Origin of the sequence: Massilia pinisoli (assembly GCF_024753285.1) — a bacterium.
Lineage (GTDB): Bacteria > Pseudomonadota > Gammaproteobacteria > Burkholderiales > Burkholderiaceae_D > Telluria > Telluria pinisoli.
The window spans coordinates 20102-44827 of sequence record NZ_JANUGW010000004.1 but is presented as its reverse complement, the minus strand read 5'-3'; the positions used below and the strand labels follow the sequence as shown (position 1 = coordinate 44827).

27 protein-coding genes and 1 tRNA gene are annotated in these 24726 nt (G+C 65.8%); 12 read left to right on the top strand and 16 right to left on the bottom strand.

What is annotated here, in order from left to right:
• The first annotated feature begins 37 nt into the window (after positions 1 to 37).
• From coaBC to NX784_RS06530, 6 genes are all read left to right on the top strand, one after another.
• Positions 38 to 1258, top strand: coding sequence for a bifunctional phosphopantothenoylcysteine decarboxylase/phosphopantothenate--cysteine ligase CoaBC (coaBC, locus tag NX784_RS06555; protein WP_258816153.1), 1221 nt, complete (start codon positions 38 to 40; stop codon positions 1256 to 1258).
• A 39-nt stretch (positions 1259 to 1297) separates the two neighbouring features.
• Entirely contained in the window at positions 1298 to 1747 is a 450-nt protein-coding gene (dut, locus tag NX784_RS06550; RefSeq protein ID WP_166858561.1) for a dUTP diphosphatase, read from the top strand.
• A 12-nt stretch (positions 1748 to 1759) separates the two neighbouring features.
• The gene (locus tag NX784_RS06545) at positions 1760 to 2848 is read left to right on the top strand and encodes a M48 family metallopeptidase (RefSeq protein ID WP_258815859.1); all 1089 of its coding nucleotides are present in this window, start codon (positions 1760 to 1762) and stop codon (positions 2846 to 2848) included.
• Between the two features lie 290 nt (positions 2849 to 3138).
• Positions 3139 to 4035: a DMT family transporter gene (locus NX784_RS06540; protein ID WP_258815858.1), complete on the top strand. Its 897-nt coding sequence runs from the start codon at positions 3139 to 3141 to the stop codon at positions 4033 to 4035.
• Positions 4032 to 4916, top strand: coding sequence for a DNA-3-methyladenine glycosylase family protein (locus NX784_RS06535; protein WP_258815857.1), 885 nt, complete (start codon positions 4032 to 4034; stop codon positions 4914 to 4916). The genes NX784_RS06540 and NX784_RS06535 overlap by 4 nt, the downstream gene beginning before the upstream one ends.
• 110 nt (positions 4917 to 5026) lie before the next feature.
• Positions 5027 to 6049 (top strand): hypothetical protein, encoded by a 1023-nt coding sequence (locus tag NX784_RS06530; RefSeq protein WP_258815856.1) that lies wholly within the window; start codon positions 5027 to 5029, stop codon positions 6047 to 6049.
• On the opposite strand, the gene NX784_RS06525 is transcribed toward NX784_RS06530, so the two are convergent.
• Positions 6046 to 6468 carry a T6SS immunity protein Tdi1 domain-containing protein gene (locus NX784_RS06525; RefSeq protein ID WP_258815855.1) on the bottom strand — a complete coding sequence of 141 codons (423 nt, stop codon included), beginning with the start codon at positions 6466 to 6468 and terminating at the stop codon, positions 6046 to 6048. The two genes, NX784_RS06530 and NX784_RS06525, sit on opposite strands and share 4 nt — an antisense overlap.
• Before the next feature lie 150 nt (positions 6469 to 6618).
• Positions 6619 to 6695, bottom strand: a tRNA-Met gene (locus NX784_RS06520).
• A 172-nt stretch (positions 6696 to 6867) separates the two neighbouring features.
• Between NX784_RS06520 and NX784_RS06515 the strand changes: the two genes are divergently transcribed.
• From NX784_RS06515 to NX784_RS06500, 4 genes are all read left to right on the top strand, one after another.
• Positions 6868 to 7452 carry an NUDIX hydrolase gene (locus tag NX784_RS06515; RefSeq protein ID WP_258815854.1) on the top strand — a complete coding sequence of 195 codons (585 nt, stop codon included), beginning with the start codon at positions 6868 to 6870 and terminating at the stop codon, positions 7450 to 7452.
• Between the two features lie 13 nt (positions 7453 to 7465).
• A complete protein-coding gene (aat, locus tag NX784_RS06510) occupies positions 7466 to 8188 on the top strand; it encodes a leucyl/phenylalanyl-tRNA--protein transferase (protein ID WP_258815853.1) in 723 nt (240 codons plus the stop codon).
• Between the two features lie 61 nt (positions 8189 to 8249).
• On the top strand, positions 8250 to 8978 hold the full coding sequence (locus NX784_RS06505; RefSeq protein ID WP_258815852.1) for an arginyltransferase: 729 nt from the start codon (positions 8250 to 8252) through the stop codon (positions 8976 to 8978).
• Positions 8979 to 9055: 77 nt separating this feature from the next.
• On the top strand, positions 9056 to 10099 hold the full coding sequence (locus NX784_RS06500) for a quinone-dependent dihydroorotate dehydrogenase (protein WP_258815851.1): 1044 nt from the start codon (positions 9056 to 9058) through the stop codon (positions 10097 to 10099).
• 4 nt (positions 10100 to 10103) lie between these two features.
• On the opposite strand, the gene NX784_RS06495 is transcribed toward NX784_RS06500, so the two are convergent.
• From NX784_RS06495 to NX784_RS06465, 7 genes are all read right to left on the bottom strand, one after another.
• The gene (locus NX784_RS06495; RefSeq protein ID WP_258815850.1) at positions 10104 to 11036 is read right to left on the bottom strand and encodes a CysB family HTH-type transcriptional regulator; all 933 of its coding nucleotides are present in this window, start codon (positions 11034 to 11036) and stop codon (positions 10104 to 10106) included.
• Positions 11033 to 12106, bottom strand: coding sequence for a sulfate/molybdate ABC transporter ATP-binding protein (locus NX784_RS06490; RefSeq protein ID WP_258815849.1), 1074 nt, complete (start codon positions 12104 to 12106; stop codon positions 11033 to 11035). Before NX784_RS06490 ends, NX784_RS06495 begins: the two co-directional genes overlap by 4 nt.
• Before the next feature lies 1 nt (position 12107).
• Positions 12108 to 13025, bottom strand: a complete 918-nt coding sequence (gene cysW / locus NX784_RS06485) for a sulfate ABC transporter permease subunit CysW (protein WP_258815848.1) — start codon at positions 13023 to 13025, stop codon at positions 12108 to 12110.
• 1 nt (position 13026) lies between these two features.
• Positions 13027 to 13869 carry a sulfate ABC transporter permease subunit CysT gene (cysT, locus tag NX784_RS06480; protein ID WP_258815847.1) on the bottom strand — a complete coding sequence of 281 codons (843 nt, stop codon included), beginning with the start codon at positions 13867 to 13869 and terminating at the stop codon, positions 13027 to 13029.
• Positions 13870 to 14023: 154 nt separating this feature from the next.
• Positions 14024 to 14797 (bottom strand): sulfite exporter TauE/SafE family protein, encoded by a 774-nt coding sequence (locus NX784_RS06475; RefSeq protein ID WP_258815846.1) that lies wholly within the window; start codon positions 14795 to 14797, stop codon positions 14024 to 14026.
• 217 nt (positions 14798 to 15014) lie between these two features.
• On the bottom strand, positions 15015 to 15653 hold the full coding sequence (locus NX784_RS06470) for a peroxiredoxin (protein ID WP_166858582.1): 639 nt from the start codon (positions 15651 to 15653) through the stop codon (positions 15015 to 15017).
• Positions 15654 to 15710: 57 nt separating this feature from the next.
• Positions 15711 to 16097 (bottom strand): diacylglycerol kinase, encoded by a 387-nt coding sequence (locus tag NX784_RS06465; RefSeq protein WP_258815845.1) that lies wholly within the window; start codon positions 16095 to 16097, stop codon positions 15711 to 15713.
• A gap of 139 nt (positions 16098 to 16236) precedes the next feature.
• On the opposite strand from NX784_RS06465, the gene NX784_RS06460 reads away from it, so the two are divergent.
• Positions 16237 to 17022, top strand: coding sequence for an IclR family transcriptional regulator (locus NX784_RS06460; RefSeq protein ID WP_258815844.1), 786 nt, complete (start codon positions 16237 to 16239; stop codon positions 17020 to 17022).
• Positions 17023 to 17043: 21 nt separating this feature from the next.
• On the opposite strand, the gene pbpG is transcribed toward NX784_RS06460, so the two are convergent.
• The 3 genes from pbpG to NX784_RS06445 form a co-directional block, all read right to left on the bottom strand.
• Positions 17044 to 18168 (bottom strand): D-alanyl-D-alanine endopeptidase, encoded by a 1125-nt coding sequence (pbpG, locus tag NX784_RS06455; protein ID WP_258815843.1) that lies wholly within the window; start codon positions 18166 to 18168, stop codon positions 17044 to 17046.
• Between the two features lie 180 nt (positions 18169 to 18348).
• Positions 18349 to 19044 (bottom strand): nitroreductase, encoded by a 696-nt coding sequence (locus tag NX784_RS06450; RefSeq protein WP_258815842.1) that lies wholly within the window; start codon positions 19042 to 19044, stop codon positions 18349 to 18351.
• Between the two features lie 17 nt (positions 19045 to 19061).
• Complete coding sequence (locus NX784_RS06445; RefSeq protein ID WP_258815841.1) at positions 19062 to 19961, bottom strand: DMT family transporter; 900 nt, start codon at positions 19959 to 19961, stop codon at positions 19062 to 19064.
• Between the two features lie 365 nt (positions 19962 to 20326).
• On the opposite strand from NX784_RS06445, the gene phaP reads away from it, so the two are divergent.
• Positions 20327 to 20902: a TIGR01841 family phasin gene (phaP, locus tag NX784_RS06440; protein ID WP_258815840.1), complete on the top strand. Its 576-nt coding sequence runs from the start codon at positions 20327 to 20329 to the stop codon at positions 20900 to 20902.
• A gap of 142 nt (positions 20903 to 21044) precedes the next feature.
• Here the strand turns inward: phaP and NX784_RS06435 are convergent, their stop codons facing one another.
• From NX784_RS06435 to NX784_RS06420, 4 genes are read right to left on the bottom strand one after another with little or no spacing between them, the layout of a single operon-like run.
• The gene (locus NX784_RS06435; protein ID WP_258815839.1) at positions 21045 to 21767 is read right to left on the bottom strand and encodes an ABC transporter ATP-binding protein; all 723 of its coding nucleotides are present in this window, start codon (positions 21765 to 21767) and stop codon (positions 21045 to 21047) included.
• On the bottom strand, positions 21767 to 22534 hold the full coding sequence (locus NX784_RS06430) for an ABC transporter ATP-binding protein (protein WP_258815838.1): 768 nt from the start codon (positions 22532 to 22534) through the stop codon (positions 21767 to 21769). Before NX784_RS06430 ends, NX784_RS06435 begins: the two co-directional genes overlap by 1 nt.
• The gene (locus tag NX784_RS06425) at positions 22531 to 23754 is read right to left on the bottom strand and encodes an ABC transporter permease subunit (protein WP_258815837.1); all 1224 of its coding nucleotides are present in this window, start codon (positions 23752 to 23754) and stop codon (positions 22531 to 22533) included. Before NX784_RS06425 ends, NX784_RS06430 begins: the two co-directional genes overlap by 4 nt.
• 11 nt (positions 23755 to 23765) lie before the next feature.
• Positions 23766 to 24695, bottom strand: coding sequence for a branched-chain amino acid ABC transporter permease (locus NX784_RS06420; RefSeq protein ID WP_258815836.1), 930 nt, complete (start codon positions 24693 to 24695; stop codon positions 23766 to 23768).
• Between the last annotated feature and the right edge of the window lie 31 nt (positions 24696 to 24726).

Genomic DNA, 24726 nt, shown 5'->3' with positions numbered 1-24726 from the left:
ACCCAGCCTTGAACTCAGCTTGGAGGATGTCATGAGCATGGACTTAAAGGGCAAGAAGATCGTCCTCGGCCTGTCCGGCGGCGTGGCCTGCTACAAGGCCGCTGAACTGTGCCGCGCGCTGACGAAGGAAGGCGCGCACGTGCAGGTCGTGATGACGGAAGCCGCCACCCATTTCATCGGCACCGTGACGATGCAGGCGCTGTCCGGCCGCAGCGTCTACACGGACCAGTGGGATGGCCGCGTCCCCAACAACATGGCGCACATCGACCTCACGCGCGCCGCCGACGCCATCCTCGTCGCGCCCTGCTCCGCCGATTTCCTGTTCAAGCTCGCGCATGGCGCCACGGACGACCTGCTGTCCACGCTGTGCCTCGCGCGCCCGCACCACGTCCCGCTGCTCGTCGCGCCCGCGATGAACGTCGAGATGTGGGAAAAAGCGCCCACGCAGCGCAACGTCGCGCAGCTGCGCGCGGACGGCGTCTGCATCCTCGGCCCGGCCGCCGGTTCGCAGGCCTGCGGCGAGACGGGAATGGGCCGCATGCTGGAGCCGGACGAACTGCTCGACGAACTCGTGGCATCGTTCCAGCCCAAGCTCCTGGCCGGCAAGCGCGTGCTGATCACGGCGGGCCCCACGTACGAAGCGATCGATCCCGTGCGCGGCATCACCAATCTCTCGTCCGGCAAGATGGGCTATGCGATCGCGCGCGCCGCGCGCGAGGCCGGCGCCGAGGTCACGCTCGTTTCCGGTCCGACGGCGCTGCCCACGCCGCATGGCGTGCGCCGCATCGACGTGCAGAGCGCGCGCCAGATGCTGGATGCCGTCATGCAGGCCGTCGGCGGCCAGCACGTGTTCGTGGGCGTGGCCGCCGTCGCCGACTGGCGCGTGGACAACGCCAGCGACCAGAAGATCAAGAAGGACGGCAGCGGCGACGCCCCGCAGCTGCAGTTCGCGGAAAACCCGGACATCCTCGCGAGCGTGGCCGCGACGACGTCACTGAGCGGCTGGCCGTATTGCGTCGGCTTCGCGGCCGAATCGGAGAACCTGATCGAGTACGGCGCCGTCAAGCGCGAGAAAAAAGGCATTCCTCTGCTCGTGGGCAATATCGGTCCGCAGACGTTCGGGCAGGATGAGAATGCGATCGTGCTGTTCGACGAAAGCGGCCACACCGTACTCCCGCGCGCCACCAAGCTGGAACTGGCACGCCAGCTCGTATCCGAAATCGCCAAGCGCCTCGAACGTCGTTCGCTGCTGGCCTGAACCATCCCGCATCACAAGCAAACCAATTACCCAAGCTTCATGAAGAACATCGACCTGAAAATCCTCGACCCGCGCATGAAGGACTTCCTGCCGGCCTACGCCACCGCCGGCAGCGCGGGCCTCGACCTGCGCGCCTGCATCGAGGCGCCCATGACCATCGAGCCCGGCCAGACCGTCCTCGTGCCGACCGGCCTCGCCATCCACATCGGCGATCCGGGCTATGCCGCAATGATCCTGCCCCGCAGTGGACTCGGCCATAAGAACGGCATCGTTCTGGGTAATCTGGTAGGCTTGATCGACTCCGATTACCAGGGCCAGTTGATGGTCTCGACCTGGAATCGCGGCCAATCGACGTTCACGTTGCAGCCGATGGACCGCCTGGCGCAGCTGATCGTGGTGCCTGTCCTGCAGGTAGGCTTCAACGTCGTGGAGGATTTCGCAACGAGCGACCGGGGTGACGGAGGTTTCGGCTCCACCGGCAAACATTAGAATGAGGAGCACATGACCGGCATTCATCGTCAGCGCCCCGCGGGCTTCAAGACGTCCGCGCTGGGCATCACCGCAGCCCTGCTGCTGTCGGCCTGCGCCACGCAGGCACCGCGCCAACCGTCCGCCGGGCCGCGCATCGTCGAACGCAACGCGGAAGCGCCGTCCCTGACGCCGCAAATGGCCGCCGCGGCCGACACCCTGACGAAGATGGCGGGCTTGCAGGACCGGTTGTACAAGGTCGCCGCCCCGCTGCTGATCCAGAATGCCGAATTGTGCAAGGGCCAGGCCCGCAACCTGCTGGGCTTCACGGCGAAGAACCGCTGGTCCTATCCGGGCGAATACAACGAGGCGGCCCACGTCGCCTTCGGCATGGACGAACGCCTGCAGGTGACGGGCGTCCTGGCCGGCAGCGGCGCCGCGCGCGCGGGGCTGCAGACGGGCGACGTCCTCCTCACCGCCGGCGGCAAGCCGCTGCCGACCGGGGAACACGCGCTGTCCCAGGCCGGCGCCGTGTTCGGCAAGGTCACGGCGAGCCTGCCGATGACGGTCGAACGCCGCCGCAGCGAGCGCCAGCTGACGGTCCCCGTCACGCGCGCGTGCGCGTTCGCGATCGAGCTGGGCAACTCGGACAACGTCAACGCCTACGCGGACGGTTCGCGGGTGCTCGTCACGCGCGGCATGATCAACTTCACGCACGACGACGACGAACTGGCGTTCGTGCTGGCCAAGACGATGGCCCACAACATGCTGGGCCACGCGACCGCGCAGCACAACAGCGCGACGATCGGCACCATCATCGACAACCTCAAGAGCATCACGCCCGACACGTCGCTGCTGATCGGCAGCGGCGGCATCAAGGCGATGCCGGCGGAAGCCGATGCCGCCGCCGACCGCCTCGGCATCTACCTGGCCGCGCGCGCCGGCTATGACATCAAGGACGCGCCCGCATTCTGGACACGCCTGGCCGAGACGTATCCGACCAGCGTGTTGAACGGCTACAGCGCCAATCATCCGGCACTGCCGCAGCGGCTCGTGGCGGTGGAGAAGGCGATCGCGGAGGTCAAGGCGAAGCGGTCTGCGAAGAAGCCGCTGGTGCCGTGAGCACGCGAGTATCCGCAACGTGAACCAGGGCCGCATCCGCGGCCCTTTTCGCATCCGTTCCGAGCTCGGTGGACAGGTGGTCCACGCATCTCGGGTAGGGTGGACGGCTCGCCGTCCACGCGTCCAGCCAGCCGCAAATCAGCCGGCCGCCAGCAGCACCGCCACACTTTTTGTATCATGACCAATTCCCCACCCCCGCCGCGCAATTCGAGCGCAAGAAACGGGAAGGCGGGGCAAGCCGCGCGCCCTATCATCCGGCGCCGGTCCGACCTGATACCGACCCAGGAACCATGAACACTACCAACCTGCTGCGCCTCATCGTGCTTGCCGCCATCTGGGGCGGCTCATTCCTCTTCATGCGCCTCAGCGCGCCCACGCTGGGGCCCGCCGTGCTGATCGAATTCCGCGTACTGTTCGCCGCGCTGTTCCTGGCCGGCGTCGGCGTCGTCCTCAAGAAGCGACTCGACCTGCGCGCCCACTGGAAGCATTACTTCATCCTCGGCTTCTTCAATTCCGCGTTCCCGTTCCTGCTGTTCGCGTTCGCCGCGCGTACGTTGCCGGCGTCCGTGCTCGCCGTGCTGAACGCCACGGCGCCGATGTGGGGCGCCCTGCTGGGCGCCGTGTGGAACCGCCAGCGGATCGGCGGGCGCACGGCGCTGGGCCTCGTGCTGGGCACCGTGGGCGTCGCGCTGCTCGTCGGCTTCGACCACGCGACCACCCGTCCGGGCGCCGGTATTGCCGTCGCCGCCGCGCTGGCGGGAGCGCTGTGCTACAGCATCGCGAGCCAGTATGCGCGCACGGCGACGAGCGTCGAGCCGTTCGCCAACGCGCACGGCACGATGTGGACGTCCGCGCTGATGGTGCTCCCCGCCCTGCCGCTGTTCCCGCCCACGGGCGCGCCGACGGTCGGCATCGTCGGTGCCGTCATCGCGCTGGGCGTGCTGTGCAGCGGCATCGCCTACATCCTGTACTTCAAGCTGATCGAGGAAGTGGGCACGACGTCCGCCCTCACCGTCACGTTCCTGAGTCCCGTCTTCGGCATCCTGTGGGGCCGCCTGTTCCTGGGCGAGGCGATCGGCTGGTACACGGTCGCGGGGTCCGCGATCGTGCTGGTGGGCACGGCGTTCGTGACGGGCTTCGTGCCCCGCTTCGGCCGCGCCGCGCCGGTGACGGCGTCGGGCAAATGAGCGTGCACCGCCACACGATCGCGCTGCCCGCCGGCTACCGCCACGCGGACGCCTTCACGTTCCACGGCCGCGATGCCGATGCGCTGGCCGAACGGGTCGAGCCGGACACTGGTCGCATCCGCAAGGGCGTCCTGCTGGGCGGCGTGCCCGTCATGCTCGACATCACGCTGCACGCGGACCGCGCCGAGTGCACCGTCACCAGCGATGGCGCGGCACCCGGCGACGCCGTGCACGACGCTCTCGTGAACATGCTGGGCCTGCGTATCGATCCCGCGCCGTTCGAGGCCGCCGTGCGCGACGATCCCCTGCTCGGCCCCGTCGTCGCGCGCCAGCCGGGCCTGCGCGTGATCCAGTCCGCCACCGTGTTCGAGGCGCTGACGTGGGCCATCATCGGCCAGCAGATCAACCTGTCGTTCGCGATCGCGCTGCGCCGCACGTTCATCGGCGTGGCGGGACGCGCCCATTCGAGCGGCCTGTGGTGTTATCCGGAAGCGGCGGACGTGGCCCGCCTCGGCCTCGAACAACTCACCAGCCGCAAGTTCTCCGGTGCGAAAGCGGAAACCCTGCTGCGCTTCGCCCGCCTCGTCGCGGAGGGTGCGCTGTCGCTGGATCGCGCGGACGACCCGGCCGCCGTCGGCGAGCGCCTGCTCGCCGTCAAGGGCATCGGCCCGTGGACCGTCAACTACGGGTTGCTGCGCGGCTGGGGCTATGCGGATTGCTCGCTGCACGGCGACGTGGCCGTGCGCAATGCCATCGGCCGCCTGCGCGGCACGGAACGTCCCGGCCTGCGCGAAGCGGAAGCGTTCCTGGAAGCATATCGCCCGCACCGCACGATGGCCGCCGCCTATCTGTGGGCCAGCCTGAGCCAGGACGCCGGCTGACGCCAGCCAAACGGGCCGGCGCCGGCTTTTACGCGGCCACAAGGCTTACCCGCCACGCTTGTCCAGACTGCTCCTAGACGCCATCCAGGAGGACCCGAGCAGAGGTGATCATGACAGCGACAATATGCATGGCGGCGGTGCTGGTGATGCACGCCGCGTTGACCCACGCGGACGCGGCGGCCGCACCGGAGGACCCCGACGACCGCGGCGCGTATCTCTCGGCCGCGTTCGGCAACGGCCGCATCCACGGCGGCAACGCGAGCGGCGACCGCTGGATGCGGGGGCGCACGTTCGAAGTCCGCGCGGGACGCCAGCAGCACGACATACTCGGCCTCGCCCTGCCGCCCGGCTGGACCATGCGCGTCGACTTCGTCCACTACAACGAAGGCCATCCGGACAACAACCACCGCGACGGCTTCGCGCTGCAATGGCTGGCCGTGCGCCGCTTGGCGCCCGCGTGGACGGGCGAACTGGGCGTCGGCCCCTACCTCAGCATGAACACGACGAAGATCGCCGGCGTGCAGATCGACGACGCCCGCCTGGGCGCACTCGTCAGCGCAGCGCTGCGTGTGTCCGTGCCCGGGCCATCCGGTACGCACTTGCGCCTCGGCTTCAACCACGTGGCCATGCACACGGTGCACCGGTCGGACGCGCTCGTGTTCGGCATCGGCCGGCAATTCGGCGCGGCCGAGCCGGCGACTGCCGTCATGCCGGAGGGCCGGCTGTGGCTCGGCGCCACGATCGGCACGTCGATCACGAACATGGCAGGCACCCACGGCGCCCATGCGGCCGTGCTCGAGGCCAGGCAGTATGCGGGGCGCTGGGGCATCGGCTACAAATTCCTGTTCGAAGGCGACGACGGTGCGCGCGTGGACCGGCGCGGGCTCGCGGGCCAGCTGTCGTACGTGCAGCCCGTCACGCCGCGCTTCTCGATGAGCGCCGGTCTCGGCCCGTATGTCGCCGCGAACCGGCGCGACGGCAATCGCACGGCCACGAATCTGCTCGTTACGTTCGAGGCCGAACATGCGCTGTCCGCGCACACACGGTTCATCGTGAACTTCAATCGCATCAAGACGTTCCGCAAGACGAACGACCGCGACCTGTTCCAGCTGGGCCTGCTGCGCCGTTTCTAGGCGAACGCATCCCAGCCGGGCAGCCCGTCGAACTGCTGGGCGCCTTCGCCGGAAAAACGGATCAGCTCGTGCAGCGGGGCCATGGCCAGGTTGTCGCGCCCGTAGTGCCCGCCCAGCGCGCTCGGGATCCGCAGGCAGTACTTGCGCCCGGCCGTCAGCGGGCCCAGCGCCGTCTCGGCCAGGCGCACCTGGTCCGGCATGTACCAGCCGTCGAGGAATTCCTGGTTGTACGACAGGGCGTCGAGCGCGGCGCGGTCTTCCGCGACAGGTTCGCACCTGAGGTCTTGCGGCGACAGCCGCCAGTACATGCCCTCGTCGTCGCGCACGATCAGGTTGCCGAAGGCGTTCTCGCCCAACACCTCGACGGCATGAAGACCGGTCCAGCCCCATGCGTCGTTGATCTCTTCCACGGTAATCATTCATTCGCTCCGCTCTTCATGCACACGGAGACTTCGACCGGGCCGGACGGCGGGCGTTGCGCGGATGGTGGGGAGACTTGAGCAGGGTCGAATCGAAGGACCAAAACGAAAAAGCCGTTGATCCTGAACAGGATCAACGGCTTTGGAATCTGGTTGCGGGGACAGGATTTGAACCTGTGACCTTCGGGTTATGAGCCCGACGAGCTGCCAGACTGCTCCACCCCGCGTCTGATGCTTTGCATTATACGCACCTTTGGCACTTTAGGCAATCGCGGTTCTAAGTCGGCCCGGAATCGCAGCATAAGCTGCCTCTGTCGTCCCCGCGAACCGCAGGCGGATTGCGGCACCGCGGGTCCGATACAATGGTAAAGTAAGGACAATTCAATTCATCCGTTTCCTATGAAATTCTGTTCCGAGTGCGCCCACCCGCTCACGGTGACCATTCCCGAAGGCGACAACCGTCCCCGTTTCGTGTGCACCCATTGCGGCACCATCCATTACCAGAACCCGAAGATGGTGATCGGCTCGATTCCCGTTTGGGAACAGGACGGCGAGCTCAAGGTCCTGCTGTGCAAGCGCGCCATCGAGCCGCGCTACGGCTACTGGACGCTGCCCGCCGGCTTCATGGAAAACGGCGAGACGACGAGCGCCGCCGCCGCGCGCGAGACGGAAGAGGAAGCGGGTGCCAACGTCGAGCTGGGCCATTTGTTCACCTTGCTGAATGTCGTGCACGTGCACCAGGTCCACATGTTCTACCTCGCCCGCCTCGTCGACCTCGATTTCGCGCCCGGCATCGAAAGCCTGGACGTGCAATTGTTCAGCGAGGGCGAGATCCCGTGGAGCGACCTCGCGTTCCCCACCATCCGCACGACGCTCGAACTGTTCTTCGCCGACCGCGCCCGCATCCGTGAGCACGGCGGCACCTACGGCTTCCACACGCACGACATCGCCGGGCCCATGCGCGCACCTGTCCAACCCGACTGACAACCGCACGACCATGATTCCCTGGCTCGAGGCCCATACGCCGTTTCCCGACGTGTCCGAAGCGTTGACGACGGACGCGCCGGGCCTGCTCGCAGCCGGTGCCGACCTCTCGCCGCAACGCCTGCTGCAGGCGTACCGGAACGGCATCTTCCCCTGGTTTTCCGAGGGCCAGCCGATCCTGTGGTGGAGCACCGACCCGCGCATGGTGCTGTACACCGAGCGCTTCAAGGTCAGCGACAGCCTCAAGAAGACGTTGCGCAAGATCGAGCGCAGCCGCCAGGCCGGCGGACCATGGGTCGTGCGCTTCGACGGCGCCTTCGAGGCCGTGATGCGCGCCTGCGCCGCCCCGCGCAAGGACGGGCCCGGCACGTGGATCTCGGAAGACATCATCGCCGGCTACACGGGCCTGCACCGCATGGGCTATGCGCACTCGTCCGAGGTGTGGCTGGACGGCGAACTGGTCGGCGGCGCCTATGGCGTATGCATCGGCCGCATGTTCTATGGCGAATCGATGTTCGCGCGCGTGTCGGACGCGTCAAAGGTCGCGCTGGCCTACCTCGTCGCCTTCGTGCGCAGCCACGGCGTGACATTGATCGACTGCCAGCAGGAGACCGGCCACCTGGCCTCGCTGGGCGCCGTGCCGATCCCGCGCCGCGATTTCCTGCGGCATCTGCGCCACGCAATCGCGGAACCGCCCATCGAACGCTGGGAAATCACGCCACCGTTGACCACCTAACGGTGCGCGGCGCCGTCTTTGGCTACAATGGGTCATACACACGTCGTTCCGAGAGCCTTGCATGACGCACCTGAATGATCTGCCATTTTCCACGCTGCAGTTCTATACCACGGCACCGTATCCTTGCAGCTATCTCGACGCACGCCAGGCCCGGTCGCAGGTCGCCACCCCGTCGCACCTGATCAATGCGGACGTCTATTCGGAACTCGTGCGCAACGGCTTTCGCCGCAGCGGCATCTTCACGTACCGCCCCTATTGCGACGGCTGCCGCGCCTGCATCCCCGTGCGCGTGGCCGCGGAACAGTTTGCCCCGAACCGCAGCCAGCGGCGCGCGTGGAAGCGCCACGACGACCTGACGGCGATGGTGGCCAACCTGTCGTTCTCCGACGAGCACTATGCGCTGTACCTGCGCTACCAGACCACGCGCCACGTGGGCGGCGGCATGGACCAGGACAGCCGCGACCAGTACGCGCAATTCCTGCTGCAAAGCCGCGTCAACACGCGCCTCGTGGAATTCCGCGAACCGGACGGCACCTTGCGCATGGTGTCGATCATCGACGTGCTGTCCGACGGCCTGTCGTCCGTCTACACGTTCTTCGACCCGGACGTGGCCGGCGCCTCGTACGGTACGTACAACGTGATGTGGCAGATCGGCCAGGCGCGCGAGCTGGGGCTGCCCTACGTCTACCTCGGCTACTGGATCGAACAGAGCCCTAAGATGGCGTACAAGATCAATTTCAGGCCGCTGGAAGCGCGTATTGACGGCGCGTGGGGTGTGCTGGAACGTTGACGGCCCGCCGGTGGCGATGAAAGTGCGGCATTGCCTCCACACAAGGTAAAATGTCGCGAATTCTGAATTAGGCCACCATGTCCGACAAACTCCTGTACGCACTCGCCCGCCCGCTACTGTTCTCCCTCGATCCCGAAACGGCTCACAACCTGACGCTGCCCGCGCTGCGCCGCGCCGCCGCGATGGGGTGGACCGGCATCGTCAAGAAGCCGAAGCCGGACCCGCGTACGGTGATGGGCATCACGTTCCCGAACCCGGTGGGTCTCGCCGCCGGTCTCGACAAGGACGGCGCGTACATCGACGGCCTCGCGGCGCTCGGCTTCGGCTCCATCGAGATCGGCACCGTGACCCCGCGCGCCCAGCCCGGCAACCCGCGCCCGCGCATGTTCCGCCTGCCGGCCGCGCGCGGCATCATCAACCGCATGGGGTTCAACAACGGCGGCGTCGACGCGTTCGTCGCCAACGTCCAGGCCTCCCGTTTCTACCAGGACCGCCAGGGCGTGCTGGGCCTGAACATCGGCAAGAATGCGGACACGCCCATCGAACGGGCCGCCGACGACTACGTGACGTGCCTGCGCAAGGTGTACCCGTATGCGAGCTACGTGACCGTCAACATCTCGTCGCCGAACACGAAGAACCTGCGCCAGCTGCAGGGCGCGTCGGAACTGGATGCGCTGCTGTCGCAGCTGAAGGAAGAGCAGTCGCGCCTGGCCGACAAGTACGGCAACTACGTGCCGCTGGCGCTGAAGATCGCGCCGGACGTCGACGGCGACCAGATCCGCAACATCGGCGCCGCGCTGGTCCGCCACCGCATCGACGGCGTGATCGCCACCAACACGACCTTGGGCCGCCGCGACGTGGAAGGCATGCGCCATGCGGGCGAACAGGGCGGCCTGTCGGGCGCGCCCGTGTTCGAACAATCGAACATCGTGATCCGCGCGCTGAAGGCGGAAGTGGGTGATGCCGTGCCCATCATCGGCGTGGGCGGCATCCTCAGCGGACGCGACGCCAAGGCCAAGATCGCGGCCGGCGCCCAGCTCGTGCAGCTGTACAGCGGCCTGATCTACCGCGGTCCCGCGCTCGTGCGCGAGTGCGCGGACGCGCTGCGCGCGCAAGGCTGAGGCGTTACGCCGCCTCGGCGGGATGCAGCGCCTTCTCGATATCCGACTTCGTGAAACCCTGCGCAAAGCGCTCGATGAAATCGTAGGCATACGCGCGCAGGTACGCGCCGCGGCGCACCGCGAGGCGCGTCACGTTCGGTGCGAACAGGTGCGACGACTCGATCGCACGCAGCCCGCGGTCGCGGCCGTGATCGAACGCCATCGACGCGACGATCCCGACGCCCATGCCCAGCGACACGTACTGCTTGATGACGTCCGAATCCATCGCCGTCAGCATGATGTCCGGGCTCACGCCCGCAGCGGCGAACGCGGCGTCGATGTGGCTGCGGCCCGTGAAGCCCACGTCGTACGTAATCAGCGGGAACTCGGCCAGGTCCGACAGCTTGATCGGCGATCGCTGCAGCAGCGGGTGGCCGTCCGGCACGACGACGAGGTGGCTCCAGCGATAGCACGGGAACGACACGAGGTCTGGGAACGCGGACAGGCCTTCCGTCGCGATGCCGATGTCGGCGCGGCCCGACAGCACCCACTCGGCGATGTGTTCCGGCGCGCTCTGCTGCAGGGCGATGCGCACACCGGGGAACGCCGCGCGGAACGCCTGCACGACCTGCGGCAGCGCGTAGCGCGCCTGCGTGTGCGTGACGGCGACGGTGAGCGTCCCGCTGTCCTGTGCGGCGTATTCGCTGCTGGCCTGCTGCAGGTTCTCGGCCTCCACGAGCAGCCGCTCGATGATCTTCAGGATGCCCTTGCCCGGGTCCGTGAGCCCCGTGAGGCGCTTGCCGTTGCGCTCGAAAATGACGACGCCCAGTTCGTCCTCCAGTTCGCGGATCTGGCGCGACACGCCCGGCTGCGACGTGAACAGGGCAGTCGCCACGTCCGTCAGGTTGAAATTGCGGCGCGCCGCTTCGCGCACCGATCGCAGCTGCTGGAAATTCATATGTCGGCTCCTTGGTCGACGAAGACATGCATGCGCCGTGGCTTCACCAGCAGCGTCTCGCCGTCGCGCAAGCCCAGTTCGCGGTAACGCTCGTTGGGAATGACAGCCTCGATGATCTGCGCATTGTCCGCACGCTCCAGGTCCAGCTGGGCCAGCGGGCCGATCGCGTGCGCGCGCCGCAGTTTGACGGCGACGCCTTCGCCGCCCGGCACATAGCGTTCGACATCCAGGTCGTGCGGACGCACGTAGGCGATGCCCTCGCCGTTCTGCACGTCGGCGTACTGCGGCGCGTGGAACGTGGCGTCGCCGCTGGCCAGCACGCCGTCGTGCACGCGGCCGTGGAACAGGTTCACGTTGCCGAGGAAGCCGTAGACGAACGGGGACGCCGGGTGGTTGTAGACGTCGCTCGGCGTACCCAGCTGCTCGACGTGTCCCTTGTTCATCAGCACGACCTGGTCCGCCACTTCGAGCGCCTCTTCCTGGTCGTGCGTGACGAAGATCGACGTCACGTGCAGCTCGTCGTGCAGCTGGCGCAGCCAGCGCCGCAATTCCTTGCGCACTTTCGCGTCGAGCGCGCCGAACGGCTCGTCCAGCAGCAGCACGCGCGGTTCCACGGCGAGCGCGCGCGCGAGGGCGATGCGCTGGCGCTGGCCACCCGACAGCTGCGGCGGATAGCGGTCGGCGATCCAGTCCAGCTGCACGAGTTCGAGCAGCTTCTTGACCTTCTCGCGGATCTGCGCTTCGGACGGGCGTTCCTTGCGGGGCTTCACGCGCAGGCCGAAGGCGACGTTCTCGAACACGGTCATGTGCTTGAACAGCGCGTAATGCTGGAACACGAAGCCGACCTGGCGCTCGCGCACGTGGCGGGCCGACGCGTCGGCGCCATCGAGCAGTACCCTGCCCGCGTCCGGAAACTCGAGGCCGGCGATGATGCGCAGCAGCGTCGTCTTGCCGCAGCCCGACGGGCCCAGCAGTGCCGTCAGCTCGCCGTCGGCGAACTTCAGCGACACGTCGTCCAGCGCCGTGAACTGGCCGAACTGCTTGCGGATGTGCTCAACTTCGATCGTCATGTCAATGCTCCGTGGTGTGGCCCTGCACGCTGGCCTTTTGGGCCTGGTGCAAACGCCATTCGATAAAGGTTTTCACGGCCAGTGTGACGAGGGCCAGCAGCGCGAGCAGCGATGCGATCGCGAACGCGGCCGTGAAGTTGTATTCGTTGTAGAGGATCTCGACCTGCAGCGGCATCGTGTTCGTCTCGCCGCGGATGTGGCCCGACACGACGGACACGGCGCCGAACTCGCCCATCGCGCGGGCATTACACAGGATCACGCCGTACAGCAGGCCCCACTTGATGTTCGGCAGCGTGACCTTGCAGAAGGTCTTCCAGCCGGACGCGCCCAGCACGAGCGCGGCCTCTTCCTCTTCGCTGCCCTGCGCCTGCATCAGCGGGATCAGTTCGCGGGCGACGAACGGGAACGTGACGAACACGGTCGCCAGCACGATGCCGGGCACGGCGAACAGGATCTTGATGTCGTGGTCCATCAGCCACGGGCCGAACCAGCCCTGCGAGCCGAACAGCAGCACGTAGATCAGGCCCGCGATCACGGGCGACACGGAAAACGGCAGGTCGATCAGCGACAGCAGGATGCTCTTGCCGGGAAAGTCGAACTTGGCGATTGTCCAGGCTGCCGCCACGCCGAACACGAGGTTCAGCGGGACGGCGATGCCGGCCGCGATGAACGTCAGCCGGATGGCGGACAGCGCATCCGGATCGAGCACGGATTCCTTGTACGTGTCCCAGCCCTTTTTCAGCGCTTCGGTGAACACGGCCACGAGCGGCACGAACAGGAACAGCGTGAGGAACACGAGGGCGACGGCGATCAACGCGTAGCGCACCCAGCCCGGCTCCAGCGTATTGGTCGCCTTGCGCGGCGCATGCGCGGCCACGGCGGCCTTGTCTTTCAGGTGATTGTCGAGGACGGCACTCATGTCACTTCCCCGCGCGCTTGCGCGCCCAGGCCTGCAGCAGGTTGATGGCCAGCAGGAGGATGAACGACACGATCAGCATCACGACGGCGATCGCGGTGGCGCCCGTGTAGTCGTATTGCTCCAGCTTGGTGATGATGAACAGCGGCGTGATCTCCGACACCATCGGCATATTGCCGGCGATGAAGATGACGGAACCGTATTCGCCCGTGGCGCGCGCGAACGCGAGGGCGAAGCCCGTCAGCAGCGCAGGCACGACGCTCGGCAGGATCACGCGGGTAAACGTCTGCCACGGGCTCGCGCCCAGGCTGGCGGCCGCCTCTTCCAGTTCGCACTCCGCGTCTTCCAGCACGGGCTGCACCGTGCGCACGACGAACGGCAGGCCGATGAACGTCAGCGCGATGACGACGCCCAGCGGCGTGAACGCGACCTTGATGCCGGCCTTTTCCAGATACTGGCCGATCCAGCCGTTCGACGAATACAGCGCCGTCAGCGTGATGCCGGCGACGGCGGTCGGCAGCGCGAACGGCAGGTCGACGAGCGCGTCGACGAAGCGCTTGCCCGGGAACTGGTAGCGCACCAGGACCCACGCGACGATGCCGCCGAACACGACGTTGATGGCGGCGCCGATCAGCGCGGCGCCGAAGCTCAGCCGGTACGACGCCATCACGCGCGGCGACGAGACGGCACTGACGAACGCGTCCCAGCTCATCGTGAACGTCTTGAGGAAGATCGCCGACAGCGGGATCAGCACGATCAGCGCGAGATAGAAAATCGTGAACCCGAGCGACAGCCCGAAGCCGGGGATCACCCGGTTTGCGCTGTTACGCGATAGTAAAGTGGTCATCGTACGCCTTATTACAATTTCTTCTAACAGAACCAAATAATCTCATCAGAATGACATATTACAAACGAAGCATTCCTCATTTGCATAGAAGATTCCCGTATTAGCCCGGCCAAAAACAGAAAGGCGCCTCGCGGCGCCTTTTGCTCGGTTCGGCTCAGTGGAGCAGCTTGACCGCCACTCCCGCCAGCGTCATCGCCAGCACGCCCCGGAGGACTCTCTCCGGCATGGCCCGGGCGGCCCAGGAACCGAGTGTGATGCCCGGCAAGGAACCGATCAGCAAGGCGATCAGCAAGGGCCAGTTGATCGAGCCCAGCCACCAATGGCCGACGGCCGCGATCGCGGTCAGCGGCACGGCATAGGCGATGTCGGTGCCCGCGACCTCGGCCGGCGTGAGGCGCGGGTACAGCATGACGAGCAAGGTGGCGCCGATCGCGCCCGCGCCGATCGACGAAATGGTCACCAGGGTGCCCAGCACCGCACCCGACGCGACGGTGGCGGCAACGAGGCTGCGCCCCTGCAGCTGGCGCGACGGCTTGGCGTTGACCCAGGCGAGCATCTTGCCGCGGAACAGGATCGCCACGACGGTCAGCAGCACGGACACGGCGATCGAATAGCGGATCACCTTTCCGATCGCCGCGTTCAGCGGCCCGAAATATTGCAGCGCCAGGGTGGCGAGGAGCGCCGCCGGCAGCGCGCCGAGGCACAGCCTGCCGACGATGTTCCAGTGGACGGTGCCGCGCGAGCGATGGGTGATGGTGCCGGCGGTTTTGGTGATCGAGGCGAAGGCAAGGTCGGTGCCGACGGCGACGGACGGCGTGACGCCGAACAGCAAGGTCAACAGCGGCGTCATCAGCGAACCGCCGCCGACGCCCGTCATGCCGACCAGCAGGCCAACGGCGAATCCCGACAAAATATATGTAATCGACATGCTTTACCCCCAGGTTGGCTCCAAGGGTAAATGCCCTCAGCCGTAAAGCAAACGATACGTTCCTTATTTGCTTATGCGGGCGGTGCGTAGGGTGGACGGCTGTGCCGTCCACGCGTCCAAGCAGCACAAGCACACCGCAGGGCGAATCGACGTCCGTTGAACGCGTGGAGTCATTGAGTCCGGGGGACTCAATGACGAGCCGTCCACCCTACCGCGTTTATTTATTCGGCTGCGGCGTGATGCGCAAATACGGCCGCGGCGCCGTGAACCCTTTCGGATACTTCTGCGCGAGCTGGTCCGGATCCTGCACGGTCAGCGGAATAATGACGTCGTCGCCATCTTTCCAGTTGCCCGGCGTCGCCACGGTATAGCCGTCCGTGAGTTGCAGGGCGTCGATCACGCGCAGCACCTCGTCGAAATTGCGGCCCGTGCTCATCGGGTAAGTGATCATCAGGCGGATCTTCTTGGCCGGATCGATCACAAACAGCGAGCGCACGGTGGCCGTGGCCGACTGGTTCGGGTGGATCATGTCGTACAGCTGCGAGACCGATTTGTCCGCGTCCGCGATGATCGGGAAGCCGACGACGGTCTGCTGGGTTTCCTCGATATCCTTGATCCAGGCCTTGTGCTGCTCGGCCGGGTCGACGGACAGCGCGATCGCCTTGACGTTGCGCTTGTCGAATTCCGGCTTGAGTTTCGCGGTCAGGCCCAGCTCGGTCGTGCACACGGGCGTGAAGTCGGCCGGATGCGAGAACAGCACGACCCACGAATCGCCCGCCCATTCATGGAAGCGGATGCGGCCGATAGTGGAATCCTGCTCGAAGTCCGGTGCGGTGTCGCCCAGGCGTAAGGTCATGGTCATCTCCTTCAGGTTGATGAACGGTGCGCCACGCATGGGTGGCGTGCCGGTGCGTCAGAAAAAGCGGTTGTACAACACGACGGCCCAGGTGGCGGACGCCATCGCGATCGCCAGCGCCACGGCGGCGCTGCCCAGGTCCTTCGCGGCCTTGGACAGCGGATGGCGTTCCAGCGACACACGGTCGACGACGGCTTCGATGGCCGCATTGATCAGCTCCACGAGCAGCACCAGGCCCAGCACCGCGATCAGCGCCAGCTTCTGGAATGCCGAAATCTTCAGCAATAACGCGATGACGGCGGCCGGCACGGCCACCATCACCTCCTGGCGGAACGCGTGTTCGTTGCGCCACGCCGTCTGGAACCCCTGGATGGAATAGCGGAATGCGCCCGCGATACGGCTCAGGCCGCCCTTACTCTTGAACTCGCTGCTCGGTTGATCCATGTAGTTTCGACAATCTGTACAGAATCGCCATTATGCCCACACAGCGCCACCCTCGCGCAACACAAACCGATAGCATTACCACTTATTTTCACATTATGGTATAAAGTAGAGAAATATACCGCACTGCACCAACCACATCATGAAAATGGAATCCCCTGAACCGGCGAAAACTTCCATCCAGGTCATCGAGCGCATGGTGGCCTTGCTCGACGTGCTGGCGATGTATCCCGACCCCGTCAGCCTGAAAGAGTTGTCCAAGATCTCGGGCCTGCACCCGTCGACGGCGCACCGGATCCTGAACGACATGGTCGTGACGCGTTTCGTCGACCGCGTGGAACCGGGCACCTACCGCCTCGGCATGCGCCTGCTCGAACTGGGCAACGTGGTCAAGAGCCGGCTGTCCGTGCGCGAAGCCGCCGTCGACCTGATGCGGGCGCTGCACAACAAGACCAAGCAGACCGTCAACCTGTCCGTGCGCCAGGGCGACGAGATCGTCTACATCGACCGCGCGTTCTCCGAGCGCTCCGGCATGCAGGTCGTGCGCGCGATCGGCGGGCGCGGTCCGCTGCACCTGACGTCGACGGGCAAGCTGTTCCTGTCGATCGACGAGCCGAAGGCGATCCGCGCCTACGCGACGCGCACGGGCCTCGCGGGCCACAACAAGAACTCGATCACGGATCTGACGCGCCTGGAGCGCGAACTGTCGCTCGTGCGCGCGCGCGGCTATGCGCGCGACAACGAGGAACTGGAACTGGGCGTGCGCTGCATGGCGGCCGGCATCCACGACGACAGCGGCAAGCTGGTCGCGGGCCTGTCGATCTCGGCACCGGCCGACCGCTTGCAGGACGAATGGCTGGAAGACCTGGTGAACACGGCGGCGCAGATTTCCGCGACCTTGGGACACCGGGTAGGCGGGGCAGCCTGACGCGGCGCCCGAGGCGTGTGATTACTGCACGACGGGCGCCGCCGCGGCGGCGGACACCGTCGCCGGCACCGTGGCCGACACGGTCACGGGCACGCCCGCTGCCGCCGTGGCAGGAATGCCGGCCGGCTTCAGGGCCTCGAGCCAGCGGCGCATGCGGCCCGCGTCGGCCGTACGCGACTGCTTGCCCTTCGAATCGAGGAACACCATGATCACGTTGCGCCCTTGAATCATGGCCTGCATCACGAGGCAGCGCCCCGCTTCGTTGATGAAGCCCGTCTTCTGCAGACCGATGTTCCAGTCGGGCGAAGCGACGAGGTAGTTCGTGTTGTGGTACTGCAGCGCCCGGCCGCTCGCTTCCACGACGTATTGCGGGTCCGTCGTGTACTGGCGCAGCAGCGGTTCCTCATGCGCCACCTTGACCAGCTTGGCCAGGTCGCGCGCGCTCGACACGTTCTGGCTCGACAGGCCGCTCGAATCCACGTAGTGCGTGTCGTTCATCCCGAGCTCGCGCGCCTTCGCATTCATCGCCTCGACGAACGCCTGGATACCGCCCGGATAATTGCGGCCCAGTGCCGCGGCGGCACGGTTTTCAGAGCTCATCAGCGCGATGTGCAGCAGGTTGCCGCGCGTCATGCGAGCGCCGACCGGAAGACGCGAGCTGGTGAACTTGTGGTGGTCGACGTCGGCATCGGTAATCGTCAACACCTCGTTCAGGTCCTGTTGGGCTTCCACGACGAGCAGGCCCGTCATCAGCTTCGTGATCGAGGCAATGGGCAGCGCGACGGCGGGATTCTTTTCGAACAGCACTTCCGAACTCGTCTGGTCGATCACATAAGCCACATTGGAACGCAGTTCGAGCGGGTCGTGCGTGTGGTTCAGGCCGGCGATGTCGCCGGCGCTGGGCAGGGCGACGGCCGGCGCGACATGGCGGATTCGCTGGTACACAACGCGGCGCTTGCCGTGCACGATCGCGATGCGGCGCACGAGGCGCTCGCGGTTGTCGTCCGCGCTCAGCTTGGCCGAATCGGCACGCTTGGCCTTCACGCGCTTGGTCGAAGTCGCATGGCCCTTGTGCTTGGTCGCGGCTGCGGCGGGTTCGAGCACGAACATCATGGAAATGGCGGCTGCCAACGCGAGCTTGAGCATCTGAAAATCCTTGAACGCGAACTGAAGAGCACTAAATGCAGTGTAGCGGATGACGATTGAAGCGCAAGTGCGCACCCACCGAATGTACCACCTGCGCTCGCTTTTTTCTAGAACGCAAAAAGCAATGCGTTGTAGAAATCTCTTGATTTTTCAATAGCTTGCGAAGACAACCATACTCTGCTAGTCCAGGAAGCGCGCGAAATTCGACACCGGTTCGCGCTCCGTGACGAGCGTGTTTTCGACCTTGTCCGGATCGGCATAACCGAGCGCCATGCCGCACACGACCATCTCGCTGTCGGGCAGGCCGAGCTCCGCGGAAATGATGCGGTGGAACTGCGTGAACGCGGCTTGCGGACAGGTGTCGAGGCCGCGGCCGCGCGCGGCGACCATGATGTTCTGCAGGAACATGCCGTAGTCGAGCCAGGAGCCCTGCTCCATGATGCGGTCGATCGTGAAAATCATGCCGACGGGCGCGTCGAAGAAGCGGTAGTTGCGGCCGTGCTGGGCCGCCATGCCGGCCTTGTTGTCGCGCGTGAGGCCCAGCAGCGCATACAGGTCCCAGCCGACCTTGCGGCGCCGGTCGACGAATGGCGACACCCATTCGCGCGGGTAGTAGGCGTACTCCTCGACATGCTCGCGGACCTGGGCCGGGTCGCCGTAGGCGGCAAGGATACGGTCGGACAGGCGTTCCTTCGCGGCGCCCGTCAGCACGTGCACTTTCCACGGCTGCGTGTTCGTGCCGGACGGCGCGCGCGCAGCCACGGACAGGATCGCTTCCACGTCTTCGCGCGCGACCGGGGTCGGCAGATACGCGCGGATCGAGCGCCGCGACGTGATGGCGGCGTCCACGGCACGTTGTTGTTCGCTGGTGATCATTGAGCCTCCTTTACATTTTATTTTTTGACGACGAACGCGACGCCCATCACGGCGACGGCCATGCCGACCAGGCCCAGGCTGCTCAACCGTTCGCCGAACATGGCCCAGGCCATCAGCGCGGTCGTCGGGGGCGTCAGGTACAGCAGGCTCGTGACACGGGTGGCGTCGTTGCGGCTGATGAGGCGGAACAGCAGGAAGATGGCGCCGATCGACAGCGCCAGGATGGACCACAGCAGCGCGCCCACGAATTGCTGCGTCCAGCGGATGGCGTCCAGACTCGGCCCGAATCCTTCCAGCCGGACGGCGAGCGGCAGCAGCGCCAGCGCCGTCGTCGCGTACTGGATCACGGTGCCGGTGCGCAGGTCGAAGTGTGGACAGAAGCGTTTCTGATAGAGCGTGCCCGCCGTGATCGACAGCAGCGCGAGCACGCACAGCGCGATCGCCGCGGGTGCCAATCCGTTCAAATGAATTTTCGCGGCGACGACGAGGGCCACGCCGGACAGGCCCAGCAGCAGCCCCAGCCACTGGCGCGGCCGCACCCGTTCGCCGACGAGCGGCGCGGCGATCGCCGTCAGGATGGGCTGCATGCCGACGATCAGCGCGGACAGCCCGGCCGGCATGCCCAGCTTGATGGCGCACCAGACACCGCCCAGGTAGCCGGCCTGCAGCAACAGCCCGGCCACGGCCACGTGCTTCACGCGCCCGCGGGGCCAGGCGGCCCCCGTGAGCAGCACGACGGGGAGCAGGATCAGCACGGCGCCCAGGCAGCGCAGAATCAGGAACGACAGCGGCGGCGCATACGGCAACCCGTATTTCGCGGCGATGAAGCCGGTGCTCCAGAGGAAAACGAAGAACAGCGGCGTCAGGACTTGCCAGCGCGCGTGCTGCGTGGCCTGGTTTGCGATCGTATCGGACATCGTCAAAAAGTATGCGGACGCGCCGGGCCACGTCGAATGATTGGAAGGCAAGTTTATCACGGCGGGTCGGCCGCCCGGCGGCTTGCTGCATAGCACTAAAGTGTTGTAACGACGCAAACAAAAGTCGCGCAAACGTTTGAATCCATTGATCTCACTCAAGAGATTACGGTTCAATTGTGCGACGCATCAAAAATGCTTGACGCACAATCGAAAACCGTGAAAAATGGCTTCATGTTGCGACGCACAATCGCCGAGATGTTCAAGCAGTAGACGTTTTTTGCAGCACCGCTTCACTGGTCCAAAGCAGGTGTCCACGGGCACCTCAAAAGCAAAGTTCACATAACGATCCATTACTGGAGAACCATATGTTTGCATTTCCTGAGCAGTTTTCGAACGCGACCAAAGCCAACCTCGAATCCCAGTTTGCGCTGTTTTCGGCCCTGACCTCCAAGACCTTCGAAGGCGTGGAAAAGCTGGTGGACCTGAACATCAACACCGTCAAGGCCGCCCTCGAGGATTCGTCGGCAACGGCGCGTCAGTTGCTGGCCGTCAAGGATGCCCAAGAATTCTTCACCGTGTCGGCTTCGCAAGCGCAGCCGGCCGCTGAAAAGGCCCTGGCCTACAGCCGCCAGGTGGCATCGATCGCCGCCGACACCGGCGCCGAGTTCTCGAAAGCCGCCGAAAGCCAGTTCGCCGAAGTCAACCGCAAGGTGATCTCGCTGGTCGACGAAGTGACCAAGAACGCCCCGGCTGGTTCGGAGACCTATGTCTCGGCCCTGAAGACCGCCATCAGCAACGCCAACGCCGGCTACGAGCAGTTCACCAAGACGACCAAGCAGGCCGTCGAGGCGATCGAGTCGAACCTGAACGCCGCCGTGTCGCAGTTCACGCAAGCCACCCGCAAGGCTGGCGCTGCCGCCAACTCGGCCGCTGCTGCCTAAGCATCACCGCTTCCCCCTCCCTCTGGAAGCCGAACGGCCCGGACCGCGCAAGCGGTTCCGGGCCGTTTGTTTTGTTGCTTGTAGCGCCAACACACCGCAAACGTCCGCGTGGGCACGGGGTGCCCACCAATTCGCGCCGGGATTATTCGCCCAGGTACGCCGCCTGCACGCGCGGATCGTGCAGCATGTCCTGCGCGTCGCCCGTCATCGTGATCAGCCCCGATTCCATCACGTAGGCGCGATGCGCGGCCTGCAGCGCCAGCTTCGCGTTCTGTTCGACCAGGAGGACCGTGATGCCCTGCTGCGACACGTCGCGGATTACCTCGAAGATCTTCTCGACCATGATCGGCGCGAGGCCCATCGACGGCTCGTCCAGCAGCAGCAAGGTGGGATGGCACATCAGCGCGCGCGCCATCGCCAGCATTTGCTGCTCGCCGCCGGACAACGTGCCGGCCAGCTGGCCCGAACGCTCTTTCAGGCGCGGGAACACCGCGTACCACTTGTCGACGTCCGCGTCGATCCCGGCCTTGTCGGTGCGCGTGTAAGCGCCCATCAACAGGTTTTCGTGGATCGTCATGCGCGTGAACACGCCGCGGCCTTCCGGCACCATCGCGAGTTTCTGCTCGACGAGCTTGAACGATTTGTTGGCATTCAAAGGCTGGCCGAGGTAGGCGATCGTGCCTTCCACCTTGCAGGGCGGCAGCGTGCCCGTGATGGCTTTCAAGGTGGTCGTCTTGCCGGCGCCGTTCGCGCCGATCAGCGTGACGAGCTCGCCACGATTCACTTCCAGGTCGATGCCCTTGACGGCCTTGATGCCGCCGTACGCCACCTTCAGGCCGGCAATCTTGAGAACATTGTCTGCCATCAGTGGGCACCTCCGAGGTAGGCGTCGATGACGGCCTGGTTCTTCTGGATCTCGGCCGGCAGCCCTTCCGCGATCAGCTTGCCGTATTCCAGCACCGAAATGCGGTCGCACAGCCCCATCATGAGTTTCACGTCGTGTTCGATCAGGAGGATCGTCACGCCAGCTTGCTGGATCTTGACGAGCAGCTCGCGCAGCGCGACCTTTTCCGTCGCATTCATGCCGGCCGCGGGCTCGTCCAGCGCTAGCAACTTCGGCTCCGTCGCCAGCGCGCGCGCGATCTCCAGGCGGCGCTGGTCGCCGTACGACAGGAAGCGCGCCGTGCGCTGGCCGAATTGACCGATGCCGACGAAGTCCAGCAACTCCTGCGCGCGGGCGCGGATCGCCGCCTCTTCGCGGCGCGCCGCGCCGTGGCGGAAGATGGCGCCGAACACGCCCTGGCGCGTGCGCACGTGGCGCCCGACCATCACGTTTTCCAGCGCGGACATTTCACCGAACAGGCGGATGTTCTGGAACGTGCGCGCGATGCCGGCCTTCGCGACGGCATGCGGCGCGGACGGCGAATACGGCTTGCCGCCCAGTTCGAACGTGCCCGTGTCCGGTTGATACAGGCCCGTGATCACGTTGAAGAACGTCGTCTTGCCGGCGCCGTTCGGGCCGATCAGGCCGTAGATCTGGCCTTTCTCGATTTTGATAGCGACGTCCGTCAGGGCCTGCAGGCCGCCGAAGCGTTTATTGACGCCGGAGATGTTCAGCAGGGTGTCGCTCATGCTTCGCGCTCCTCGTTTTCCCTTTCTTTCTCTTCTTTCGCGAGAGCGGCGTTAGGACGGTCTTCCTTCACGGGCGATGGCCACAAGCCGGCCGGACGGTTCAGCATGATGAGGACCATGGCCAGGCCGTACAACAGTTGGCGCAGTACTTCGGCTTCGATGACGACCTTGCCGAACAGCGCCTGCTGCGCGGGCTCGACGACGTGGCGCAGCACTTCCGGCAGCGCGGCCAGCAGCACGCCGCCCATCACGACGCCGGGGATGTGCCCGATGCCGCCCAGCACGACCATCGCCAGCACGGCGATCGATTCCGTGAGCGAGAACGATTCGGGCGAGACAAAGCCCTGGAACGCGGCGAACATGGCACCGGCGACGCCGCCGAACGATGCGCCCATCGAGAACGCGAGCAATTTGACGTTGCGGGTGTTGATGCCCATGGCTTTCGCGGCGATCTCGTCCTCGCGGATCGCGACCCACGCGCGGCCCAGGCGCGAATGCTGCAGGCGACTCGTCATGAAGATCGTCACGATGCACAGCAGCAGGAACAGGAAGTAGTACGCGTTCACCGACGGCATGCCGAATCCGCCGACGTACACGGTCGCGCGCGAGCCCGCCTCGCCCGCCAGCGACACGCCGAAGATCCGCACGGGATCGATCAGGTTGATGCCTTGCGGGCCGTTGGTGAAATTGATCGGATCGTTCAGGTTGTTCATGAAGATCCGGATGATCTCGCCGAAGCCGAGGGTGACGATGGCGAGGTAGTCGCCGCGCAGCTTCAACGTGGGCGCACCGAGCAGTGCGCCGAACAGCCCGGCCACGAGCCCTGCCAGCGGGATGATGAACCACACGGACAGGTGGATGCCGTTCGTGCGCACGTCCTCGCCGAACGTGCGGACGACGGCGTCCTGCAGGTCCGGGTGGTAGTTCACGACGGATTCCAGCAGCGCGGCGAATTGCGGCGACGAGAGCAGGCCCGTCAGATACGCGCCCACCGCGAAGAACGCGATATAACCGAGGTCCAGCAGGCCGGCGAAGCCGACGACGATGTTCAGCCCGAGCGCCAGCATGATGTACAGCAGCGCCATGTCGATGATGCGCACCCACGAATTGCCGAACTGCGCGGCGACGAACGGGAACACGACCATCACGGCCAGCAGCACGGCCATGCTCGTGTAGGCCTGGCGCGGTTTGTGCGCCGTGTCGAAAGTCAGGAGAGCCATGTCGAATCTCCTTATGCGCGGTCGGCCACGCGCTCGCCCATGATGCCGGACGGCCGCACCGTCAGCACGAGGATCAGCACGATGAACGCGAAGATGTCCTGGTAGTTACTGCCCAGGAAGCCACCGGTCGCGTCGCCGATGTAGCCGGCGCCGAGGCTTTCGATGATGCCGAGGACGATCCCGCCGATCATCGCGCCGTAGATATTGCCGATACCGCCCAGCACGGCGGCCGAGAACGCTTTCATGCCCGGCACGGTGCCCATCGCGAACTGGATCGACGCATAGTTCGCGCCCCACATCACGCCGGCGACGGCGGCCAGCGCGGCGCCGATGGCGAACGTGGCGACGATCACGCGGTTGGAGTCGACACCCATCAGGCCGGCCACGCGCGGATTCTCGGCGACGGCGCGCATCGCGCGGCCCATGCGGGTCTTCTCGACGAGGAACACGAGGCCGACCATCGCGGCGGCGGCCAGCACGAGCAGCAGCACCTGCGTATGCGAGATCACGGCGCCCGCGATCGTGATCGGCTCGGACGACAGCAGCTGCGGGAACGGCAGCGGGCTGCGGCCCCAGATCATCATGGCGAACGTCTGCAGCAGGATCGACACGCCGATGGCGGTGATCAGCGGCGCCAGGCGCGGCGCGTTGCGCAGGCGGCGGTAGGCGACGCGTTCGATGAGGATGTTCACGAGCATCGCGACGGGAATCGCGCCGATGATCGCGATGGCGAGCTGCACGCCGCCGGGCAGGCCGGGCGCGACGCTGTCCAGCAGCTTCAGGATCGACAGACCGACCATGGCGCCGATCATCAGCACGTCGCCATGGGCGAAGTTGATGAGGTTGAGCACGCCGTAGACCATCGTGTAGCCGAGCGCGACGAGCGCATACATGCTGCCCAGCACCAGCCCGTTCAGGATCTGTTGGACAAAAGTTTCCATGCTTGTGGGGTTTCCTTTCGAACTAACAAAA

Bases quoted from the DNA above. Each gene is read 5' to 3' on its own strand.
- NX784_RS06540 (WP_258815858.1), top strand. From the start codon at position 3,139: ATGAACACTACCAACCTGCTGCGCCTCATCGTGCTTGCCGCCATCTGG.
- NX784_RS06425 (WP_258815837.1), bottom strand. From the start codon at position 23,754: ATGGCTCTCCTGACTTTCGACACGGCGCACAAACCGCGCCAGGCCTAC.
- dut (WP_166858561.1), top strand. From the start codon at position 1,298: ATGAAGAACATCGACCTGAAAATCCTCGACCCGCGCATGAAGGACTTC.
- NX784_RS06515 (WP_258815854.1), top strand. From the start codon at position 6,868: ATGAAATTCTGTTCCGAGTGCGCCCACCCGCTCACGGTGACCATTCCC.
- NX784_RS06505 (WP_258815852.1), top strand. From the start codon at position 8,250: ATGACGCACCTGAATGATCTGCCATTTTCCACGCTGCAGTTCTATACC.
- NX784_RS06460 (WP_258815844.1), top strand. From the start codon at position 16,237: ATGAAAATGGAATCCCCTGAACCGGCGAAAACTTCCATCCAGGTCATC.
- cysT (WP_258815847.1), bottom strand. From the start codon at position 13,869: ATGACCACTTTACTATCGCGTAACAGCGCAAACCGGGTGATCCCCGGC.
- NX784_RS06490 (WP_258815849.1), bottom strand. From the start codon at position 12,106: ATGACGATCGAAGTTGAGCACATCCGCAAGCAGTTCGGCCAGTTCACG.
- pbpG (WP_258815843.1), bottom strand. From the start codon at position 18,168: ATGCTCAAGCTCGCGTTGGCAGCCGCCATTTCCATGATGTTCGTGCTC.
- NX784_RS06530 (WP_258815856.1), top strand. From the start codon at position 5,027: ATGACAGCGACAATATGCATGGCGGCGGTGCTGGTGATGCACGCCGCG.
- aat (WP_258815853.1), top strand. From the start codon at position 7,466: ATGATTCCCTGGCTCGAGGCCCATACGCCGTTTCCCGACGTGTCCGAA.
- NX784_RS06475 (WP_258815846.1), bottom strand. From the start codon at position 14,797: ATGTCGATTACATATATTTTGTCGGGATTCGCCGTTGGCCTGCTGGTC.
- NX784_RS06545 (WP_258815859.1), top strand. From the start codon at position 1,760: ATGACCGGCATTCATCGTCAGCGCCCCGCGGGCTTCAAGACGTCCGCG.
- phaP (WP_258815840.1), top strand. From the start codon at position 20,327: ATGTTTGCATTTCCTGAGCAGTTTTCGAACGCGACCAAAGCCAACCTC.
- NX784_RS06420 (WP_258815836.1), bottom strand. From the start codon at position 24,695: ATGGAAACTTTTGTCCAACAGATCCTGAACGGGCTGGTGCTGGGCAGC.
- NX784_RS06495 (WP_258815850.1), bottom strand. From the start codon at position 11,036: ATGAATTTCCAGCAGCTGCGATCGGTGCGCGAAGCGGCGCGCCGCAAT.
- NX784_RS06535 (WP_258815857.1), top strand. From the start codon at position 4,032: ATGAGCGTGCACCGCCACACGATCGCGCTGCCCGCCGGCTACCGCCAC.
- NX784_RS06445 (WP_258815841.1), bottom strand. From the start codon at position 19,961: ATGTCCGATACGATCGCAAACCAGGCCACGCAGCACGCGCGCTGGCAA.
- coaBC (WP_258816153.1), top strand. From the start codon at position 38: ATGGACTTAAAGGGCAAGAAGATCGTCCTCGGCCTGTCCGGCGGCGTG.
- NX784_RS06470 (WP_166858582.1), bottom strand. From the start codon at position 15,653: ATGACCTTACGCCTGGGCGACACCGCACCGGACTTCGAGCAGGATTCC.
- NX784_RS06525 (WP_258815855.1), bottom strand. From the start codon at position 6,468: ATGATTACCGTGGAAGAGATCAACGACGCATGGGGCTGGACCGGTCTT.
- NX784_RS06450 (WP_258815842.1), bottom strand. From the start codon at position 19,044: ATGATCACCAGCGAACAACAACGTGCCGTGGACGCCGCCATCACGTCG.
- NX784_RS06430 (WP_258815838.1), bottom strand. From the start codon at position 22,534: ATGAGCGACACCCTGCTGAACATCTCCGGCGTCAATAAACGCTTCGGC.
- NX784_RS06500 (WP_258815851.1), top strand. From the start codon at position 9,056: ATGTCCGACAAACTCCTGTACGCACTCGCCCGCCCGCTACTGTTCTCC.
- NX784_RS06435 (WP_258815839.1), bottom strand. From the start codon at position 21,767: ATGGCAGACAATGTTCTCAAGATTGCCGGCCTGAAGGTGGCGTACGGC.
- NX784_RS06465 (WP_258815845.1), bottom strand. From the start codon at position 16,097: ATGGATCAACCGAGCAGCGAGTTCAAGAGTAAGGGCGGCCTGAGCCGT.
- cysW (WP_258815848.1), bottom strand. From the start codon at position 13,025: ATGAGTGCCGTCCTCGACAATCACCTGAAAGACAAGGCCGCCGTGGCC.